This window comes from Streptomyces sp. x-19 (assembly GCF_046549115.1).
Taxonomy (GTDB): domain Bacteria; phylum Actinomycetota; class Actinomycetes; order Streptomycetales; family Streptomycetaceae; genus Streptomyces; species Streptomyces albulus_C.
On record NZ_JAJPWK010000014.1, the window covers coordinates 172492 to 190925 of the forward strand.

Consider the following 18434-nt stretch of genomic DNA (forward strand, 5'->3'; position numbering starts at 1 on the left):
TTTTGCGGCAATTTCCGCCTAATGGTGTTTACTGTAGGTCACCTCGCATGCTGGTGCCGAAGTGATCACTGGGGCAGAATGTCGACAGCTGTCCCGGCCGCGACCGGAACGGGCACGAGGCCGCTGGGGAAGGCGAACCTCGATCCGCACGGGAGGTCCCGGTGACGACACGTGGAGTCCTGTACGTCCACTCCGCTCCACGAGCGCTGTGTCCGCACGTCGAATGGGCGGTGGCGGGCGTCCTCGGGGTGCGCGTCAACCTCGACTGGATCCGCCAGCCGGCGTCGCCCGGCACCTGGAGAGCCGAGTTCTCCTGGCAGGGCGAGGCCGGCACCGCCTCCAAGCTGGCCTCCGCGCTGCGCGGCTGGCACCTGCTGCGCTTCGAGGTGACCGCCGAGCCGTGCACCAGCGCGGAGGGCGAGCGCTACAGCTCCACCCCGGACCTCGGCATCTTCCACGCCGTCACCGGCATCCACGGCGACATCCTCATCCCCGAGGACCGGTTGCGGGCCGCCGTCGCCCGCTCCGCCCGCGGCGAGACCGAACTCGCCGCCGAGGTCGCCAAGCTGCTCGGCAAGCCCTGGGACGACGAACTGGAGCCCTTCCGCTACGCCGGTGAGGGCGCCCCCGTCCGCTGGCTCCACCAGGTCGTCTGAGGCGCCCCGCACACGCCCGTACGGAGCCTCGTGCCGGTGTCGTTCCGCGACACACAGCGCACGGTTGACCTGGAGCGCACTCCAGGTCCTAGCGTGCGGCCATGGCCGACAACACCACTTCTGACACCCTCGCGGTCGCCGTCCTCGGCACCGGGATCATGGGCGCGGCGATGACCCGCAACCTCGCCCGCGCCGGGCTGGACGTCCGCGCCTGGAACCGCACCCGCGCCAAGGCCGAGCCGCTGGCCGCCGACGGGGTCCGGGTCACCGACACCCCGGGCGAGGCGGTGGACGGCGCCGACGTCGTCCTCACCATGCTGCTCGACGGGCCCGCCGCCCTCGACGCCGTGCGCCAGGCCGCCCCGCGACTGGCCCCCGGCACCCTCTGGCTCCAGATGGGCACCGTCGGGCCCGCCGCCCTGGAACCGCTGGTGCGCCTCGCCGCGGAACAGGACCTCCGCCTCGTGGACGCCCCCGTACTGGGCACCAAGGCACCCGCGGAGAAGGGCCAGTTGATCGTCCTCGCCGCCGGCGCACCCGAGCTGCGCGAACGCGCCGACACGGTCTTCGACATCGTCGGCGGCCGCACCCAGTGGGTCGGCGACGACGCCGCGGGCGGTGCCGCCAGCAGGCTCAAGCTGGTCGTCAACAGCTGGGTGCTCACCATCATCGGCGGTACCGGTGAAACCCTGGCGCTCGCCAAGGGGCTGGGCGTGGACCCGCGGGAGTTCCTGGAGGCGATCGCCGGCGGCTCGCTCGACATGCCCTACCTGCGGATGAAGTCGGACCTGCTGCTCTCCGGCGACCTGGCGCCGAGCTTCACGGTCTCCGCGGCCCGCAAGGACGCCCGGCTGATCGGCGAGGCCGGGCGGTCCTCCGGCGTCCGGATGGACCTGGCGGCCGCGACCGCGGAGCGCTTCCGCCGCGCCGAGGCCCAGGGGCACGGCGACGAGGACGGCATCGCCGCGTACTTCGCCAGCTTCGACGACTGACGGCCCGTCCGGACGCACGCGGGCCCGCCCGGTCGTCGTGACCGGGCGGGCCCGCGTACTGCCTGCGTCAGGCGCGGCCTGGTGGGGCCTCAGGCCGTGCGGAAGGCGAGGACCACGTTGTGGCCGCCGAAGCCGAACGAGTCGTTCAGCGCCGCGATCCGGCCCTCGGCCGGCAGGGCCCGGACCTCGCCGCGGACGATGTCCGCGTCGACCTCGGGGTCGAGGTTCTCCACGTTGATGGTCGGCGGGGCCGTCCGGTGGTACAGCGCCAGGATGGTGGCGACCGTCTCCACGCCGCCCGCGCCGCCCAGGAGGTGGCCGGTCATCGACTTGGTGGCGGAGACCGCCATGTGGTCCACGTCGTCGCCGAAGACCTTGCGCAGCGCCTTCAGCTCCGCCAGGTCGCCCTGCGGGGTCGAGGTGGCGTGCGCGTTGACGTGCACGATCTCGGACGCGGCGAGGTCGCTGTTGTCGAGCAGGTTCTGCAGCGCGTGCGCGATGCCGTTGCCGGACGGCTCCGGCTGCACGATGTCGTGGCTGTCGGCGGAGATGCCCTGGCCGACCGCCTCGGCATAGACCCGGGCGCCGCGCCGGGCGGCGTGCTCGGCCGACTCCAGGACGATGACGCCGGCGCCCTCGCCGAGGACGAAGCCGTTGCGGTCGCTGTCGAACGGACGGGAGGCGCCCTGCGGGTCGTCGTTGTTCTTCGACATCGCCATCATGTTGCCGAACGCGGCGATCGGCAGCGGGTGGATGGCCGCCTCCGTACCGCCCGCGACGACGATGTCGGCACGACCGGTGCGAATCATCTCGATGGCGTAGCCGATGGCCTCGGAGCCGGAGGCGCAGGCGCTCACCGGGGTGTGCACACCGGCGCGCGCGTTGACGTCCAGACCGACGTTGGCCGACGGCCCGTTGGGCATCAGCATCGGCACCGTGTGCGGCGAGACCCGGCGGACGCCCTTCTCACGGAGGACGTCGTACTGGCCCAGCAGCGTGGTCACGCCGCCGATGCCGGAGGCGATGACGGTGCCCAGCCGGTCGGGGTTGACCGAACCGGCCGGCCCGGCGGCCGCGTCCGGCTCGCCGGCCTTGACCGTGAAGCCGGCGTCCGCCCACGCCTCACGGGCCGCGATCAGCGCGAACTGCGCCGAGCGGTCCAGTCGGCGGGCCTGCGGGCGGGGCAGGATCTCGCCGGGGTCCACCGCCGCCTGCGCGGCGATCTTGACCGGCAGGTCGGCTGCCCATTCCTGCTCCAGGGGGCTGACGCCGGACCGGCCGGCGAGCATGCCCTCCCAGGTCGAAGCGCTGTCGCCACCCAGCGGTGTGGTTGCGCCGATACCGGTGACGACCACGGTGCGATTGGTCGCGTTCACGGGAATTCTTACTCCACGGGTAGAGGTGTCTGAATCGACGGCGCCACCGCGGGGTGGCGACATGCGCTGCGCCAGATCAGGACTGGTGCTTGAGGATGTAGTCGGTCGCGTCACCGACGGTCTTGAGGTTCTTGACGTCGTCGTCCGGGATCTTCACGTCGAAGCGCTCTTCGGCGGCGACGACGACCTCGACCATGGACAGCGAGTCGACGTCCAGGTCATCGGTGAAGGACTTGTCCACCTGGACGTCCTCGGTGGGGATGCCGGCGATCTCGTTGACGATCTCGGCGAGACCCTTGACGATCTCTTCCTGAGTGGCGGCCATGATGGCGCTCCTTCGATTAGCGGGAAACTGCTTGTTTTACGGTGAAGCGGTGGAGGTCCCGCAGCGGCCGGCCCCTCGTGCTCGGTGCCGGGCTGCGCAGATCTTGCCTAGGGGAGAGTAACGACCGTCGCGGCGTACACGAGACCCGCCCCGAAGCCGATGACCAGCGCGGTGTCCCCGCTCTTGGCCTGACCGGTCGCCAGCAGCCGCTCCATGGCGAGCGGAATCGAGGCGGCCGAGGTGTTGCCGGTGGTCTCCACGTCACGGGCGACCGTGACGCTCTCCGGCAGCTTCAGAGTCTTCACCATCGAGTCGATGATCCGCATGTTGGCCTGGTGCGGAATGAAGACGTCCAGGTCGTCCGGGCTGACCCCGGCCGCGTCCAGCGCCTGCTGGGCGACCTTCGCCATCTCGAACACCGCCCACCGGAAGACCGCTTGGCCCTCCTGGGTGATGGCGGGGTAGCGGACCGCCTCGGGCGCGGGACGCTGCTCCGGCCCGTCGCCCCCGGGGGTCGGGGTGGTGCGGTACACGTCCCACGAGAGGGTCTGCTTGATGGTCTCGGACTTGTCGCCCTCCGAGCCCCACACCGTCGGGCCGATCGCCGGCTCCTTGGCCGGGCCGACGATGACCGCGCCGGCGCCGTCGCCGAACAGGAAGGCCGTCGCACGGTCTTCGAGGTCCGTCAGGTCCGAGAGCCGCTCGACGCCGATCACCAGGACGTACTCGGCGGAGCCCTCGGTGATCATGCCCTTGGCCAGCGTCAGCCCGTAGCCGAAGCCGGCGCAGCCCGCGGAGATGTCGAACGCGGCCGGCTTGCCCGCACCGATGAGGTGCGCGATCTCCGTCGCGATGGCCGGGGTCTGCTTGAAGTGCGAGACGGTGGAGACGACCACCGCGCCGATCTGCTCGGGCGTGATGCCGGCGTCCGCGATGGCCTTGCCGGACGCCTCGACCGCCATGGTCGCGACGGTCTCGTCCGGGCCCGCCCAGTGGCGCGTGGAGATGCCCGACCGCGAACGGATCCACTCGTCGGACGAGTCGATGTGCTGGAGGATCTCCTCGTTCGGCACGACACGGGTCGGGCGGTAGCCGCCGACACCCATGATCCGTGCGTACGGGGCGCCCTTGGAAGGCTTGATCTTCGAGGTCATGCGCTGCGGACTCCTATTCGGCCGATGCTGCGGGCGCGGCGTCCGCTGCGTTGGTGATCAGCTCACGGGCCGCGTCCAGGTCGTCGGGCGTCTTCAGGGCGAGCGTCTTCACGCCGGGCAGGGCGCGCTTGGCCAGGCCCGTGAGGGTGCCGCCGGGAGCGGCCTCGATGAGCGCGGTGGCACCGAGCTGCCGGAAGGTCTCCATGCAGCGGTCCCAGCGGACCGGGTTGGCCACCTGGCCGACCAGTCGCTGCACCACTTCCTGGCCGGAAGTGACCGCCTGGCCGTCCTTGTTGGAGACGTAGCGGGTGCGCGGGTCGGCCGGCGACAACGCGGTGACGGCGGCTTCCAGGGCCGAGACGGCGGGTGCCATGTGGTGAGTATGGAACGCTCCGGCCACCTTCAGCGGTACGACCCGGCGGGTGCCCTCGGGCTTGTTCTCCACCAGGGTGGCGATCTGCTCGGCGGTGCCGGCGGCGACGATCTGCCCGGCGCCGTTCACGTTCGCCGGGGTCAGGCCGAGCTTCTCCAGGTGCGGCAGGACGACGTCCTCGTCACCGCCCAGCAGCGCGGCCATGCCGGTCTCGGTGATGGCGGCGGCCTCGGCCATCGCCAGTCCGCGGCGGCGCACCAGCGTCATCGCCTCGGCGTCGGAGACGGTGCCGGCCAGGGCCGCGGCGGCGAGCTCACCGACGCTGTGGCCGGCCGTCGCGCCGACCCGTGCGACGAGGTCGTCGGTGTGCGGGAAGAGCTGGCGCGCCGAGACCAGGGCGGAGGCCACCAGCAGCGGCTGGGCTACCGCGGTGTCGCGGATCTCGTCGGCGTCGGCCTTGGTGCCGTAGTGGACGAGGTCCAGGTCGATGGCCGCGGACCATTCGCGAAGCTGGTCCTCGACCCCGGGGAGGTCGAGCCAGGGGATCAGGAAGCCGGGCGTCTGAGCGCCTTGGCCGGGAGCGACGAGTACGAGCACCCTCACACTCTCTCTTGTGGGAGGTCCCGCCCGCCCGTGGGGACAGGGACGAAGAACCATCGGGGGAATTGTTGGTGTTCGACAAAAGTCTAGGGTTGAGCCTCACCGTCAGCGAGACGCCCCAGGATCAGGGCGATACGCAGCGTAAATGCGGACCGGACGTCGGACGGCGACCAGCCGGTGACGTCAGTCACACGTCGCAGCCGATAGCGCACGGTGTTGGGGTGGACGAACAGCATCCGCGCCGCGCCCTCCAGGCTGCTCGCCTGCTCCAGATAGACGCTGAGTGTTTCCAGAAGCGCCGAACCGGCCTCCTCCAGCGGTCTGTAGATCTCCTCCACCAGCTGCTCGCGGGCGACCGGGTCCGAGGCCATCGCGCGCTCCGGCAGCAGGTCGTCCGCGAGCACCGGCCGGGGGGCGTCCGGCCAGGCCGCACAGGCCCGCAGCCCGGCGGCGGCGGCCTGCGCGGAACGGGTCGCGGCGAGCAGGTCGGCGACCACCGGACCGGCCACCACGGGACCCGCGGCGAACGGCCCGATCAGTGCCTTGGCGGCCTTGACCGGATTGTCCGAGCCGCCCGCGATCACCACCAGCCGGCTGCCCAGCACGCCGGTCAGCACCTGGAGCTTGGCGTGCCGGGCGGCCCGCCGGATCGCCTCGACGGTCAACTCGCTGTCGCCGTCCGGGGCGGTGCCCAGCACCACGCACACGTGCTCCGGTGCGTTCCAGCCGAGGGCCGCGGCCCGGGAGACGGCGCCCTCGTCGGCCTCCCCGGAGAGCACCGCATTGACCACCAGGGACTCCAGGCGGGCGTCCCACGCGCCGCGCGCCTCGGCGGCCTGGGCGTAGACCTGGGCGGTGGCGAAGGCGATCTCGCGGGCGTAGACCAGCAGCGCCTCGCGCAGCACGGACTCGTCGCCCGGTGCCGCGACGTCGTCGATCGCGGTCTCCATGACCTCGATCGTGGTGCGGACCATCTCCACCGTCTGCCGCAGGGTGATCGCCCGGGTCAGTTCGCGCGGCGCCGTCCCGAACACGTCGGTGCTGATCGCCTGGGGCGTCTCCGGGTGGCGGAACCACTCGGTGAACGCGGCGATGCCGGCCTGTGCCACCAGGCCGATCCAGGAACGGTTCTCCGGGGGCATCGCGCGGTACCACGGCAATGTGGCGTCCATGCGGGAGATCGCTGCGGCCGCCAGCTTGCCGGAGGAGTTCTCCAGCCGCCGGAGGGTCGCGGAGTGCGGGTGCGCGTCGCGCGATGCGGGTTCAGACACGGGACCAAGCCTGCCCTATCGGGATGAGGGGGTGGAGCGGTGGGGCTACGGTGGCCCGATGATGCAGGTGCGCAGGGGCGCGGAGCGCTATCGGGGCGGTGACGAGGCCGCCGGCATCGAGTCGCGGCACGCGTTCTCCTTCGGTCCCCACTACGACCCGGACAACCTGCGCTTCGGCGCGCTGGTCGCCTGCAACGAGGAGCGCCTGGCGCCCGGCGCCGGGTTCGACGAGCACCCGCACCGGGACACCGAGATCGTCACCTGGGTCGTCGAGGGCGAGCTGACCCACCGCGATTCGACGGGCCGTGCCACGACCGTACGCCCCGGCGACCTCCAGCGGCTCAGCTCCGCCGGCGGGGTCCGGCACGTGGAGCGCAACGACGGCCCGGCGCCGCTGCGCTTCGTGCAGATGTGGCTGACGCCCCTCGCTCCCGGTGGCGAGCCGGAGTACGCGGTGGTGCGGGGCGTCGCCGAGGGCACGCCGCTGCCGCTGGCCCGGGCCGGCGCCACGCTGCGGGTGTGCCGCCTCGGGGCGGGCGGGCGGACCGCCGTCCCGGCTGCCGCGCGGGTCTACGTCCACGTCGTACGGGGCGAGGTGCGGCTCGGGGGCGAGGAGCTGGCGGCCGGGGACGCGGCGCGGATCAGCGAGGCGCACGGCCTGGACCTGGTGGCGCCGCAGGGCGCGGAGTGCCTGGTGTGGGAGATGGGGGCGGAGCCGGTCTACGGGTGAGCTGCGGGTCAGACCGGGTGCCGGCTCCGCGGCCGGCCTCAGCTGCTGCCGGCCAGCTCGGCCAGGACCGCGTCGGTCAGGACCGGCCAGGTCTCGACGGCCCACGGGCCGAAGTTCCGGTCGGTCAGCGCCACGCAGGCCGCCCCGGCCACGGGGTCCACCCACAGGAACGTCCCGGACTGCCCGAAGTGCCCGAAGGTGCGCGGCGAGGAGGCGGCGCCCGTCCAGTGCGGGGCCTTCCCGTCGCGGATCTCGAAGCCCAGGCCCCAGTCGTTGGGCTTCTGGTGGCCGTAGCCCGGCAGCACCCCGGTCAGCCCCGGGAAGACCACCTGCGTCGCCGCCGCGAGGGTCTGCGGTGCCAGCAGGCGCGGTGCCTGGAGTTCGGCCGCGAAGCGGACCAGGTCCGCGACGGTGGAGACGCCGTCCTTGGCCGGGGAGCCGGCCAGTTCGGTGGAGGTCATGCCCAGCGGGGCCAGCACCGCCTCGTGCAGATACTGGGGGAACGGGATGTCGGTGGCCTTGGCGAGGTGGTCGCCGAGCGCCTCGAAACCGGCGTTGGAGTAGATCCGGCGGGTGCCGGGGGCGGCCACCTGGCGCGCCTCGTCGAACGCCAGCCCCGAGGTGTGGGCGAGCAGGTGACGGACCGTGGAGCCCTCGGGGCCGGCCGGCTCGTCCAGCTCGACGGCGCCCTCCTCGACGGCCAGCAGCGCCGCGTAGGCGGCCAGCGGCTTGGTGACCGACGCCAGTGGGAAGCGGTGCTCCAGCGGGCCGTACGATCCGACCACCGAGCCATCGGCCCGTACGACGGCGGCGGCCGCGGTGGGCACCGGCCAGTTCTCGATCATCCCCAGGCTCTGCATGGGCCCGAGCCTACGGGGTGCCCGAACGCCTTCAAATTCCGGTCAAGACTGCCCGCCGCCGGTGCTTGCTTGGAGTGCACTCCAACTCTTTAGCGTTGAGGACGTCGAGAGGCGCCCGGCACGACATCCGGTGCGCCACGGCATCGGGGGCGGTGGCGCACCCGGGAACGACGAGGGGGAAGACGCGGCATGACGGTGACGCAGAGTGAACCGGTGACCAGCGGCGCGGTGGTGGCGGGCCTGCCGGAGACGGTGTGCCCCAGGCCGCGGCCGGCGACGCTCCGGGGCTGCGGGACCGCCCGCGGGGACTATCCGCGGCCGGCCGGTCGCGACCGGTACACCATCAGCGAGGTGGCCCAGCACACCGGACTCAGCGCCCACACCCTGCGCTGGTACGAGCGGATCGGCCTGATGCCGCACGTGGACCGGACGCACACCGGGCAGCGCCGCTTCACCAACCGCGACCTGGACTGGCTGGACCTGGTCGGCAAGCTCCGGCTGACCGGCATGCCGGTCGCGGACATGGTCCGGTACGCGGAGCTGGTGCGCGAGGGCGAAGGGACCTTCGTCGAGCGCGAGGAGCTGCTCACCCGGCACCGCGAGGACGTCCGGCAGCGGATCGCCGAGCTGGAGAGCACCGTCGACGTCCTCGACTACAAGATCGGTATCTACGCCGACGCCCGACGGGCGTCCGAGAGGGTCTGAAGTTCTCATGGCGAACGACACGAAGATCGACACCGTCCGGCTCGGCGCCGACGGCCCGCAGGTGGGTGTCCAGGGCCTCGGCTGCATGGGCATGAGCTGGGCCTACGGCCCCACGGAGGACGCCGGCGAGGCGCGGGCCACCCTGGAGCGCGCGCTGGAGCTGGGCGTCACGCTCTACGACACCGCCGACGTCTACGGCGACGGCGCCAACGAGGAGTTCATCGCCCCCTTCCTCCGGGCGCACCGCGACGAGGTCGTCCTGGCCACCAAGTTCGCGCTGGCCAACGACCCGCAGGACCCCACCAGGCGCACCATCCGCAACGACCGGCCCTACGTCCGCCAGGCCATCGAGGGCAGCCTGCGGCGCCTGGGCGTCGAACAGATCGACCTCTACTACATGCACCGCCGCGACGTGCGCGTCCCCCTGGAGGAGACGGTCGGCGCCATGGCCGAGCTGGTCGCCGAGGGCAAGGTCAAGCACCTGGGCCTGAGCGAGGTGACCGCCGCCGAACTGCGGGCCGCGCACGCCGTGCACCCGATCGCCGCGGTCCAGTCCGAGTGGTCGCTGTTCAGCCGGGACATCGAGGCGGGCGTGGTGCCGGCCGCCGCCGAGCTCGGCGTGGCCCTCGTGCCCTACTCGCCGCTCGGCCGCGGCTTCCTCACCGGCTCGTTCGTCCACGCCGACCAGGAACTGACCGCCGACGACTTCCGCCGCCAGCAGCCCCGCTTCACCGGCGACAACGCGGCCGCCAACGCCGCGCTGCTGGAGCCGGTCCGCACGGTCGCCGACGCGCACGGCGCCACCCTCGGCCAGATCGCGCTGGCCTGGGTGCAGCAGCAGTCGGCCACCCGCGGGCTGACGGTCGTCCCGATCCCCGGCACCCGCAAGCGCAGCCGGGTCGAGGAGAACACCGGCGCGACCCGGATCGAGCTGACCGCGGAGCAGCTCGCCCTGCTGGAGCCGATCGCGGGCAAGGTGGCGGGCGACCGCTACGCCGACATGCGGTTCACCTCGGCCGGGCGCGAGTAGCACCGGCCGGCGGAGCACCCGAGGCGCCGTCGCGGACCCTGCCGGTCCGCCGCGGCGCCCCCACCCGTTACGCGTATCCCAGGGCGAACACCGCGAAGGCCGCGGCCAGCACCGCCGCGCCAGCCCGCCGGGCCCCGCCGACCCCCGTCCACGGCGCCTCGAAGCGGCGGGTCACCGACCCGATCAGGACGAGCAGGACGGCGAAGACCGGCAGCCACGCCAGCCGCACCGCGAGCCAGCCGAGCGTGTCCGGCACGGCGGTCAGGCCCGGTACGGCGCCCGCCGCCGACGCCGGCAGGGCCGCCGCGAACATCGCCGTCTGGTGCCAGCACAGGATCGTCATCGCCGACAGGTTGATCACGACCACCGGCGCCCACAGGGCGGGCCGGCGCAGCGCTCGCGCGAGCTTGTCCCGCAGCAACACCGCCGCACCGGACTGGGCCGCGGCCAGCGCCAGCACCAGCAGCGACGGCGGGTGGGAGTTGACCCGGTCCTGACCTGGGACGCCCACCATGCTCGCCGGGTAGTGGAAGAACAGCAGCAGCGCGGCGAACAGCGCGGCGCCGCCCACCAGCAGGACCCGGGCGGCGGGCCGGCCCAGCCGCCCCTCGCCCCAGCAGACGCCGAGTTGGTAGCCGAACAGCCAGCCGGGCACCAGGTTCACCAGGCCCAACCAGGACGGCACGGCCGCGGCGAGCGGCCCGTAGCGCAGGACGTCCACGGCGGCGACCGACACCAGCAGCACCGCCGCGCTCCACAGGCCCGCCCGGCGGGCGGCCGCGGCGCAGAGCGGCGTCAGCGCGGTGACCACGGCGTAGATCCCGACGAACCACAGCGGTTGGATGACCAGCGTGGCCCCCGTGCGCAGCGTCGCGGTGGGCACCCCCAGGCCGTGCAGCAGCGGGACCAGCGCGGCCCAGACGGCGGTCACGCCCAGCACCGGGCGGCCCAACCGGGCGAGCCGGCCGCCCAACCACCCTGCGGTGGAGCCGCCTCGGGCTGCGCTCCGCCGCAGGGACAGTACCGAGGCGTGCCCGCCGACCAGGAAGAACACGCCGAGCATCTGGAGCAGCCAGCTCGCCGGGGCGAGGAAGCCGAGCGTGGTCAGCGGGCTGGCGTTGTGCAGCGTGCCGTCGGCGTCCCGGGTGAAGCCGCCGAGCAGCCAGTGCCCCGTGGGGACGGAGAGCAGGGCCAGCGCCCGCAGCCCGTCCAGGGCCCGGTCGCGGTGGGCCGGGGTACGGGCGTCGAGGGCGCGGACGGCGGCGCCGGCCCTGGCGCGGAGCGCGGGCAGGGCGGCGCGGGGGCGATCCGTGCGGCTGGTGGGTCTCGTGACGGGAAGGGGGCTCTCGGTGGTCATGGGGCGTCCTTGGTCGAGGAGGTGCGGGGCGGGGCGGCCTCGGGGCTTTCGGGCCTTGGAGCCTTGGGGCGGCACCTGCGGGGGACGGCGACGCCGGTCGCGCCCCGACGGACGACGCGGCCGGCTAGTGGACGTCGCCGTAGCGCCCCAGGGCGATCGCGGCGAAGTTGCGGAGCGAGTCGGTGCCGGGGGCGAGGTAGCCGGTGTGGCCCTGGGCCCGCTCGGCGGGGACCCGACGGGCGCCGAACGCCGGATCGGTGGGGTCGGCGCCGTGCCCGAGCCCCAGCAGTTCGACGTGCGGGACCTCGCCGATCCAGTCGGAGGCGTCCCGCGCCGCCCACACCCGGGCCGTGGTGCGCAGCTGCGCGGCATCGTCCCGACGCATCCCGGGCGAACCGAAGACCACCAGGTCGGCGAGGCGACCGGGGCCGGCGTGCGGGACGGCCAGGCCGCACACCACTGACCCGTAGCTGTGGCACAGCACGGCCGGGGCGGGGGCGCCGGTGGCGGCCAGGCCGGCCAGGAAGCGGTTCAGTCGGGGCGCGCCGGCCTCGGCGAGCCGACCGGTCGCGGCGTCCGGGCCGAGGCCGACCGGGGTGGTGTACCCGACCCAGGCGATCACCGCGGTCCGCATCTCCGGCGCCTCGACGGCCATCTGCCGGCGCAGCGACGCGGCCATACCGGTCGGCGTGCCGTACCGGTCGGTGGTGCGGTCGAAGGTGGACAGGTCGATGTCCGAGCCGGGCACGATCACCGCGACGTGCTGCGCGGACGCCAAGTCGCCGTGGACTTCGGCCACTTGGCCGCGCCCGCGCGGGTCGAAGGCGAGTATCCGGCGGCCGGGAGCGAGCAGCGCGGCGTAGCGCGCGGCCGTCCGCGCGGCCTGCTGGTGGTCCTGGAGGGTGCCGGACGGGTCGCTGGCGCGAGCCAGCTCGCGGTCCCGTTCCGCGCGCAGCGCACGGGCGTTGGCGGCGTACCGCAGGGCGACCGGCGCCCCGTCGAGGTTGCCGACGGTGAGCGGGTGCCGGGCGACGAGCGCCCGTTGCTGGGCGTCGGTGAGTCCGGCGAAGAACCGTGCGACCGCGGCGGGGGAGGCGCTCGCCGGGTCCGGCAGCGGGATCCCGAGCGCGTGGTCGGCGCGCCAGGCGGCGGCGCCGGGGGCCGGGCCGGTGACCGCGGTCTGCGCGGAGCCGGCCGCCCAGCCGCCGGTCCCGGCGACGACGGTCAGCGCGAGGACTGCGGCGGCGAGCGTCCGCTTGCTGCGCCGGGCGGCGCTCCGCAGCACGGTCATGGTGTTCTCTCCCTCTTCCAGCGGTGTGGCAGAGGGAAAGGTAGGAAGCCGGTGGGTGACGCGGCGTCACACCGCGGAGCCAACTCCCTGGTGATACCGGGGTAGGGGGTCCGGGCCGGCCGTCGTCCCCGCGGAGGAGGAGCCGGGGGCTGTCCCGTCGGGGAGGGTGGGGCTAACCCGAAGGGCCGGTGGGGACAACCCGAGACGGCGGTATCAGCGCTCGCCGGGCGAGACCAGTCCCGACTCGTAGGCGAAGATCACGGCCTGGGCGCGGTCGCGCAGCTCCAACTTGGCCAGCACCCGGCCGATGTGGGTCTTGACGGTCTGCTCGGCGAGGACCAGCCGGTCGGCGATCTCCTGGTTGGACAGCCCGCGGGCGATCAGCTCCAGGACCTCCGTCTCGCGCGGGGTGAGGCCGTTGAGTCGCAGTGCGGTGCGGTCCGCGCGGGGCTCCGGCCGCTGCCGGGCGAAGTCGGCGATCAGCCGGCGGGTCACCGACGGCGCGAGCAACGCCTCGCCGGCCGCCACCACCCGGACCGCGGAGATCAGGTCGGCCGGCGGCGCGTCCTTGAGCAGGAAACCGGAGGCGCCGGCGCGCAACGCCTCGTAGACGTAGTCGTCGACGTCGAAGGTGGTCAGCATCAGCACCTTCGGGCGGTGGACGACCCCGACCGGCGGATCGAGCAGGCGACGGGCCGCCTCCAGCCCGTCCATCTCCGGCATCCGGACGTCCATCAGGACCACGTCGGGGTGGAGCCGCCGGCTCAACTCCACGCCCTGCACGCCGTCCGCCGCGTCACCCACCACGTCGATGTCGGCTTGCGCGGCGAGCAGCGCGGCGAACCCCGCCCGCACCATGGCCTGGTCGTCGACGATGATCACGCGGGTCGTCATGGGGCGTCGGAGTCCTTCACTGGGTGGGGGCCGGACGGTGGGATCGGTGCGGAGAGCGGGAGTTGGGCGGCGACCCGGAAGCCACCGCCGGGCAGCGGCCCGGTGTCCAGCGTGCCATCCACCAGGCGCACCCGCTCCCGCATCCCCACCAGACCGTGCCCGGTGCCGCTGGTCTCCAGCGGAGCGGACACCGGCGGGGCGGGGCGTTCGTTGACCACCAGCACCGTCAGCCGCGCGCCGTCGCCGGTCGTCGTCACCGACACCCGGGTCGGCGCGCCCGGGGCGTGCCGCACCACATTGGCCAGCGCCTCCTGGACGATGCGGTACGCCGACAGGTCCACCGCGGGTTCGGGCGTCACCGGCTCCTCGGGCAGCACCAACTCCACCGGCACACCGGCCCGTACGGTCGCCTCGACCAGCTTCGCCAGCTGGCCGATGCCCGGCTGCGGGGCCCGCTCCGGGCCCGGGCCGTCCTGCCGCTCGGTCTCCTCGCTGCGCAGCACCCCGAGGAGCCGGCGCATCTCGGCCAGCGACTCGCGGGCGCTCGTCGCGATCGCCCCGAACTCCTCCTGGGCCTCCTGGGGTATCCCGCTGATGCGGTACGGCGCGCTGTCCGCCTGGACCGTGATCACCGACATGTGGTGGGCCACCACATCGTGCAGCTCGCGGGCGATCCGGGTGCGCTCCTCCAACAAGGTGCGCCGGGCCCGCTCCGCCTCACTGATGGTCTCCTGTTCCTGCAACTTCCGCTGGGCGTCGCCCCGTTCCCGCAGGGCGCCGCCCAGCAGCAGCACCACACCGGACAGCACGAACATCAACACCGAGGTGCTCTGGCTGCGCTCGGGCGCCACCGCGTCGAAGAGCACCCCCGTCACCCCGGTCGTGAGCCAGACCGCGATCAGGGTGCGCCGGCGCTCGCGCACCGACAGCGCCATCATCAGCGCGAGATAGCCGACGATCACCGTGGGCGGCCACGGCCACGGGCGGCCCGCGACCCCGTCGACGCCGGTGAGCACCACCGCACAGACGACGTTCGCCGCGAACATCACCCACCACGCCTGCAACGGCCGGGTCACCGCGAGCAGCAGCGGCACGCTCTGCGCGGTGGCCAGCGCACCGGCCAGACCACCGGCCACGCCGTAGTCGTTGCCGAGGACGTTGACCCCCGACGGCAGCAGCGACACCGCGAACCCGAACGCCACCACGTACGGCAGTCGGCGCGCCCAGCGTCCGCGCGCGCTGTCGAACAGCGGGGTGCCGGGGCGGGTCGGCGTGCCCAGCTCGGTCGCGAGCACCCGCAGTGCCGAGCGCGCGGCCCGCAGTACGTGACGGGCGGCGCGCAGCGCGGCGGCGCGGACCGGCCGGCGCCCGTCGTCGCCGGTCGGTTCGTCTTCGGGGGGAAGGGATCGTGTGGACATCGCGGGATCAATGTAAGCGGACCGCGCACACCTCGGCGTCATACCGTGGTGCGGGCTTGTGCCCCGTACCACGGTATGACGCCGAGGCCGGCGGGCCGGAGTGCCGTCGGGCGCCGGCCGGGAAGCCGGTGGCGCGCCGCGCTACAGCTCCGCCAGCAACTCCGCCTTCTTCGTGCTGAATTCGTCGTCCGTCAGCAGCCCCGCCCCGTGCAGTTCGCCGAGGTGCCGGATCCGGTCCGCGATGTCCGCGGGGGCCCGCCCGGTGCTCCCGGGGCGCCGCACCGGTGTCCGCTCCGCGGCGTCCGGCGCCTTCTCCGCGCTGCGCACGGCCTGGAGGACGGCGGCCGCGAACGGCAGGGACTCGTGGACCGGGCCGTAGCCGAGCCCGAAGACCACCGCGGCCGGGTCCTGGTCGGCCTCGCCCGTCCGGGCCTCGGGGGCGTCGCGCTCCAGCAGCCGCAGATGGCCGTTGAGGACCTCCGGCGAGCGCCACACCACACCGGCCAGCGCGTCGACGGCGAACGTCTGGTCGCCGCTCTTCCACTTCGCCGACGACGCGCCCGTCCAGAACCACCGGAAGGCCACCGCCCGGCCGTCGAACGACGCCTTGCCGTCGTACGCCTTGAAGTGCAGCGGCGGGTCCGGTGCGGTCACCAGGAACCGGTCCGCGGGCTCCTCGGCGGCGGGGCCCAGCGCGCTGGACAGCGCGTCGGCGTAGTACGAGGCCAGCAACTCGCGCTCGGCCGGCAGCACCAGCCGGTACGGATCGGCGTCCTCCTTCAACTGCCCGTCGGCCACCTCCATCAGCGGATCGGCGCCCCATCGCGGCACGGCGTGCAGCACCACCGTGCCGCGCCTGCCCGCGGAGACCTCGACGGTCCTCAGCGCCTCGTACGGAATGCGTCGCTCGCCGAGCGCCTGGAACAGCTTCGGCTTGCGGATCCCCCGTTCGAAGCGGATGAGTACGGAGTCCGAGTCGAACTCCCAGACGGCGTGAAAACCGGCCAGCACATCACCCATGTGGCTCATCGTAAGCGGGTGGTTGCCCGCCCGTCCCCCTTCCGGACGCCAGCGCTGCGCGTGTCACGGGACCCCGGTCGATCGGTGGTCTCCCTGCCCTGTTCACGTCACTTCGTGCGGGTGCGGTTCCCGCGGGCACGGCCCGTCCCCGGGCGCCGGGCCGTACCCGCGGCAACCGCCAGTGCGGGCCGGCCGTCAGGCCAGGTCCGCGCTGCAGCGGGGATCGGTGGCGGCACAGTCCACCGACCCGAGGTCACCCACGCCGACCAGGGCGAAGTTGTGCAGGCTCTGGGTGCCGGCCGCGAAGTACCCGGCGTGGCCGGCCGCGCCCTGTGCCGACAGCACCCGGGCCCCGAAGGACGGATCGACCGGGTCGGCACCGTGGCCGAGCCCGCCGACCTCCAGGTACGGCACGTCCTGGATCCAGTCGTCGGCGTCCCGCATCGCCCAGACCCGGGCGTGCGTGCCGAGCCCCGCCACGCTCCCGGCCCGCATGCCGGGGCTGCCGGCCACCGCGATGTCGGTGACGTTGTCGGGCAGGTCCCGGGCGGCGAGGCCGCACACCACGGACCCGTAGCTGTGGCAGAACAGCGAGACGGAGTCGGCGGACGGCAGCGCGTTCACCAGGGCGCGCAGCCGGATCGCGCCGGCCTGGGCGAGCTGCCCGGTGGCCGCCTCGACGCCCAGTCCGGACGGCGTGGTGTAGTCGGCCCACGCGATCACCGCGGTACGGGCGCCGGGACTGGCGGTCCGCTCGGCGGCGTACAGGGACTCGGCCATGCCCACGGGGGCGGCCGTCGCCTTGGCGGTGCGCTCGAAGGTGGACAGGTTGGTGTCGACGCCGGGCACCACGACGGAGACCCGGTCGGCGGTGCGCAGGTCGCCGAAGACCTCCGCGGCCCGGCCGTCGCCCGCCGGGTCGAACGCCAGGATCTGGCGCTCGGGGCTCATCAGCGAGGCCAGGCGGTGCATCAGCCGGCTCGCCTCCTGGCGGCCGACCGGGGTGAGCCGGTGGTCGCCCATGCGTCGCTTCTCGACCTTGCGGGCGGCGTCGATCGCCATCCGGTTGGCGTCGTAGCGGAGGGTGACGGGGGCGCCGCCCATGTTGCCGACGACGAGGGGGTAGCGGGCCGCGAGCTGCCGTCCCTCGGCCTGGCTGAGGGAGGAGAAGAAGGCGCGCAGGGTGGCCGGGGCGGCGTCGGGCTGGGGCAGCGGCCGTCCGTGGAAGGTGGCGTGCCGCCAGGCGGCTCTCGCGGTGGCCAGCGGGTTGGCGTCCTCCTTGGTGTTTCTGATGGCCGTCCATCCCGTCAGGGCGAGCATCACGAACACCACCAGCAGAGCGAGCGAACCTCGCCACACGGTGGACTGCAGAAAACCGGAGGAGGGGCCGAAGCCCGAGAAAGAAGTCACCGCGGGCCACCCTAGGAGACGCGAAGGGCACCCGCGGACACCCGTGAGCCATCTCACGTTTCGGGCAGGGTATTTGTGAGGAATCGGACAGATCGCAAAGCAATCCGAAAGCCGGTCGTGCGGACCCCGTCACATTCGGAAAAGAACGGAAAGAGCCGGTCACGGACTGGACGGAGGTCGTCACCGCCGGTCGCGGGCGTGTGCGGAGGGAGGCGACGGCCTCAGCGGCTCCGGCCCGTCCGCCAGTCCGTCTCGATCGCCGGCCCCATGTGGTCCAGATAGGACCGCGTCAACTCCCGGATGCCCGCGACGCTGCAGTCGTGCCCCTCGCCCCACACCTTCCCGGCCACCCGCATCACCCCGCTGAACGCGGCGACCAACACCCGCGGCCGCGGATCGACGTCCACGTCCAACCCCTCGCGCCGGGCGATCAGCTCGGCGATCTGCTCCTCCAGCTCGGTGGAGCGCCGCAGGTGCGCCGCGACCAGCGCCGGCGTCGACTCGATCATGCGGAACGCCCGCATGTGCAGGTCCACCGGGATCACCGACGCGATGGCGTCGCCGATGTCGTCCCAGGCGGTCAACACGGCGCCGCGCAGGGCCGGCAGCGGCGGTTCGTCCGCCGGTCGCGCGCGCAGCTCCTGGAGGAAGCGGGCCTCGACCATGTCCTGGACGGCGAAGACGACGTCCTGCTTGTTGGCGAAGTACCGGAAGAAGGTGCGCTGGGAGACGTCCACGGCCTCGGCGATCTCGTCGATCGTCGTCGCCTCGTAGCCGCGCTCCGTGAACAGCTCCAGCGCGGCGCGGATCAGGGCGTCCCGGGTGCGCTGCTTCTTGCGTTCGCGCAGCCCGGTGGGGGGTGTCTGCGGCGTCGGGTCCGCCATCCTGCGCCGCCTTTCCGTGGAGTTCTCGCTGATCAGGATACCTGTGAGCTAAATGACAGTTACCGACTCATGAATTATTTTGTCAACT

18 protein-coding genes are annotated in these 18434 nt (G+C 73.4%); 5 read left to right on the top strand and 13 right to left on the bottom strand.

Translation table 11 applies throughout. The features are described 5' to 3' along the window. The first annotated feature begins 161 nt into the window (after positions 1 to 161). Positions 162 to 656 carry a DUF3145 domain-containing protein gene (locus tag ACLJT4_RS27600; protein WP_016572339.1) on the top strand — a complete coding sequence of 165 codons (495 nt, stop codon included), beginning with the start codon at positions 162 to 164 and terminating at the stop codon, positions 654 to 656. 101 nt (positions 657 to 757) lie between these two features. Then, on the top strand, positions 758 to 1648 hold the full coding sequence (locus ACLJT4_RS27605) for an NAD(P)-dependent oxidoreductase (RefSeq protein WP_411126192.1): 891 nt from the start codon (positions 758 to 760) through the stop codon (positions 1646 to 1648). Between the two features lie 89 nt (positions 1649 to 1737). Here ACLJT4_RS27605 and ACLJT4_RS27610 read toward each other — a convergent pair whose 3' ends face one another. From ACLJT4_RS27610 to ACLJT4_RS27630, 5 genes are all read right to left on the bottom strand, one after another. Then, a complete protein-coding gene (locus ACLJT4_RS27610; protein ID WP_411126194.1) occupies positions 1738 to 3024 on the bottom strand; it encodes a beta-ketoacyl-[acyl-carrier-protein] synthase family protein in 1287 nt (428 codons plus the stop codon). A 76-nt stretch (positions 3025 to 3100) separates the two neighbouring features. After that, complete coding sequence (locus ACLJT4_RS27615) at positions 3101 to 3349, bottom strand: acyl carrier protein (RefSeq protein WP_016572342.1); 249 nt, start codon at positions 3347 to 3349, stop codon at positions 3101 to 3103. Between the two features lie 107 nt (positions 3350 to 3456). Beyond that, the gene (locus ACLJT4_RS27620) at positions 3457 to 4503 is read right to left on the bottom strand and encodes a ketoacyl-ACP synthase III (protein ID WP_411126196.1); all 1047 of its coding nucleotides are present in this window, start codon (positions 4501 to 4503) and stop codon (positions 3457 to 3459) included. Positions 4504 to 4516: 13 nt separating this feature from the next. Then, positions 4517 to 5473 (bottom strand): ACP S-malonyltransferase, encoded by a 957-nt coding sequence (locus ACLJT4_RS27625; RefSeq protein WP_411126198.1) that lies wholly within the window; start codon positions 5471 to 5473, stop codon positions 4517 to 4519. Between the two features lie 89 nt (positions 5474 to 5562). After that, positions 5563 to 6747, bottom strand: a complete 1185-nt coding sequence (locus ACLJT4_RS27630) for a PucR family transcriptional regulator (RefSeq protein WP_016572345.1) — start codon at positions 6745 to 6747, stop codon at positions 5563 to 5565. Between the two features lie 58 nt (positions 6748 to 6805). On the opposite strand from ACLJT4_RS27630, the gene ACLJT4_RS27635 reads away from it, so the two are divergent. After that, positions 6806 to 7477 (top strand): pirin family protein, encoded by a 672-nt coding sequence (locus tag ACLJT4_RS27635; RefSeq protein ID WP_411126200.1) that lies wholly within the window; start codon positions 6806 to 6808, stop codon positions 7475 to 7477. Positions 7478 to 7515: 38 nt separating this feature from the next. On the opposite strand, the gene ACLJT4_RS27640 is transcribed toward ACLJT4_RS27635, so the two are convergent. Further along, positions 7516 to 8337 carry a serine hydrolase domain-containing protein gene (locus ACLJT4_RS27640; protein WP_016572347.1) on the bottom strand — a complete coding sequence of 274 codons (822 nt, stop codon included), beginning with the start codon at positions 8335 to 8337 and terminating at the stop codon, positions 7516 to 7518. Between the two features lie 189 nt (positions 8338 to 8526). On the opposite strand from ACLJT4_RS27640, the gene ACLJT4_RS27645 reads away from it, so the two are divergent. Further along, positions 8527 to 9042, top strand: a complete 516-nt coding sequence (locus ACLJT4_RS27645) for a MerR family transcriptional regulator (protein WP_411126203.1) — start codon at positions 8527 to 8529, stop codon at positions 9040 to 9042. 7 nt (positions 9043 to 9049) lie between these two features. Next, positions 9050 to 10072, top strand: coding sequence for an aldo/keto reductase (locus ACLJT4_RS27650; RefSeq protein WP_411126205.1), 1023 nt, complete (start codon positions 9050 to 9052; stop codon positions 10070 to 10072). Between the two features lie 67 nt (positions 10073 to 10139). Here the strand turns inward: ACLJT4_RS27650 and ACLJT4_RS27655 are convergent, their stop codons facing one another. The 7 genes from ACLJT4_RS27655 to ACLJT4_RS27685 form a co-directional block, all read right to left on the bottom strand. Then, positions 10140 to 11429 carry an acyltransferase family protein gene (locus ACLJT4_RS27655; protein WP_411126207.1) on the bottom strand — a complete coding sequence of 430 codons (1290 nt, stop codon included), beginning with the start codon at positions 11427 to 11429 and terminating at the stop codon, positions 10140 to 10142. A gap of 124 nt (positions 11430 to 11553) precedes the next feature. Beyond that, a complete protein-coding gene (locus ACLJT4_RS27660) occupies positions 11554 to 12720 on the bottom strand; it encodes an alpha/beta hydrolase (protein WP_411126209.1) in 1167 nt (388 codons plus the stop codon). A 213-nt stretch (positions 12721 to 12933) separates the two neighbouring features. Next, positions 12934 to 13614 (bottom strand): response regulator, encoded by a 681-nt coding sequence (locus ACLJT4_RS27665; protein ID WP_411126211.1) that lies wholly within the window; start codon positions 13612 to 13614, stop codon positions 12934 to 12936. Continuing rightward, on the bottom strand, positions 13611 to 15032 hold the full coding sequence (locus tag ACLJT4_RS27670) for a sensor histidine kinase (RefSeq protein ID WP_411126213.1): 1422 nt from the start codon (positions 15030 to 15032) through the stop codon (positions 13611 to 13613). Before ACLJT4_RS27670 ends, ACLJT4_RS27665 begins: the two co-directional genes overlap by 4 nt. A gap of 141 nt (positions 15033 to 15173) precedes the next feature. Next, positions 15174 to 16052, bottom strand: a complete 879-nt coding sequence (locus tag ACLJT4_RS27675; protein ID WP_411126215.1) for a DUF4429 domain-containing protein — start codon at positions 16050 to 16052, stop codon at positions 15174 to 15176. Positions 16053 to 16247: 195 nt separating this feature from the next. After that, a complete protein-coding gene (locus ACLJT4_RS27680; RefSeq protein WP_411126217.1) occupies positions 16248 to 17462 on the bottom strand; it encodes an alpha/beta hydrolase in 1215 nt (404 codons plus the stop codon). A 221-nt stretch (positions 17463 to 17683) separates the two neighbouring features. Beyond that, positions 17684 to 18346, bottom strand: a complete 663-nt coding sequence (locus ACLJT4_RS27685; protein WP_411126219.1) for a TetR family transcriptional regulator — start codon at positions 18344 to 18346, stop codon at positions 17684 to 17686. Positions 18347 to 18434: the final 88 nt, after the last annotated feature.

What these genes read in the sequence shown, in the direction of transcription:
- ACLJT4_RS27620 (WP_411126196.1), bottom strand. Translation starts at nt 4,503, where the DNA reads ATGACCTCGAAGATCAAGCCTTCCAAGGGCGCCCCGTACGCACGGATC.
- ACLJT4_RS27640 (WP_016572347.1), bottom strand. Translation starts at nt 8,337, where the DNA reads ATGCAGAGCCTGGGGATGATCGAGAACTGGCCGGTGCCCACCGCGGCC.
- ACLJT4_RS27670 (WP_411126213.1), bottom strand. Translation starts at nt 15,032, where the DNA reads ATGTCCACACGATCCCTTCCCCCCGAAGACGAACCGACCGGCGACGAC.
- ACLJT4_RS27645 (WP_411126203.1), top strand. Translation starts at nt 8,527, where the DNA reads ATGACGGTGACGCAGAGTGAACCGGTGACCAGCGGCGCGGTGGTGGCG.
- ACLJT4_RS27655 (WP_411126207.1), bottom strand. Translation starts at nt 11,429, where the DNA reads ATGACCACCGAGAGCCCCCTTCCCGTCACGAGACCCACCAGCCGCACG.
- ACLJT4_RS27615 (WP_016572342.1), bottom strand. Translation starts at nt 3,349, where the DNA reads ATGGCCGCCACTCAGGAAGAGATCGTCAAGGGTCTCGCCGAGATCGTC.
- ACLJT4_RS27665 (WP_411126211.1), bottom strand. Translation starts at nt 13,614, where the DNA reads ATGACGACCCGCGTGATCATCGTCGACGACCAGGCCATGGTGCGGGCG.
- ACLJT4_RS27650 (WP_411126205.1), top strand. Translation starts at nt 9,050, where the DNA reads ATGGCGAACGACACGAAGATCGACACCGTCCGGCTCGGCGCCGACGGC.
- ACLJT4_RS27660 (WP_411126209.1), bottom strand. Translation starts at nt 12,720, where the DNA reads ATGACCGTGCTGCGGAGCGCCGCCCGGCGCAGCAAGCGGACGCTCGCC.
- ACLJT4_RS27635 (WP_411126200.1), top strand. Translation starts at nt 6,806, where the DNA reads ATGATGCAGGTGCGCAGGGGCGCGGAGCGCTATCGGGGCGGTGACGAG.
- ACLJT4_RS27685 (WP_411126219.1), bottom strand. Translation starts at nt 18,346, where the DNA reads ATGGCGGACCCGACGCCGCAGACACCCCCCACCGGGCTGCGCGAACGC.
- ACLJT4_RS27675 (WP_411126215.1), bottom strand. Translation starts at nt 16,052, where the DNA reads ATGGGTGATGTGCTGGCCGGTTTTCACGCCGTCTGGGAGTTCGACTCG.
- ACLJT4_RS27605 (WP_411126192.1), top strand. Translation starts at nt 758, where the DNA reads ATGGCCGACAACACCACTTCTGACACCCTCGCGGTCGCCGTCCTCGGC.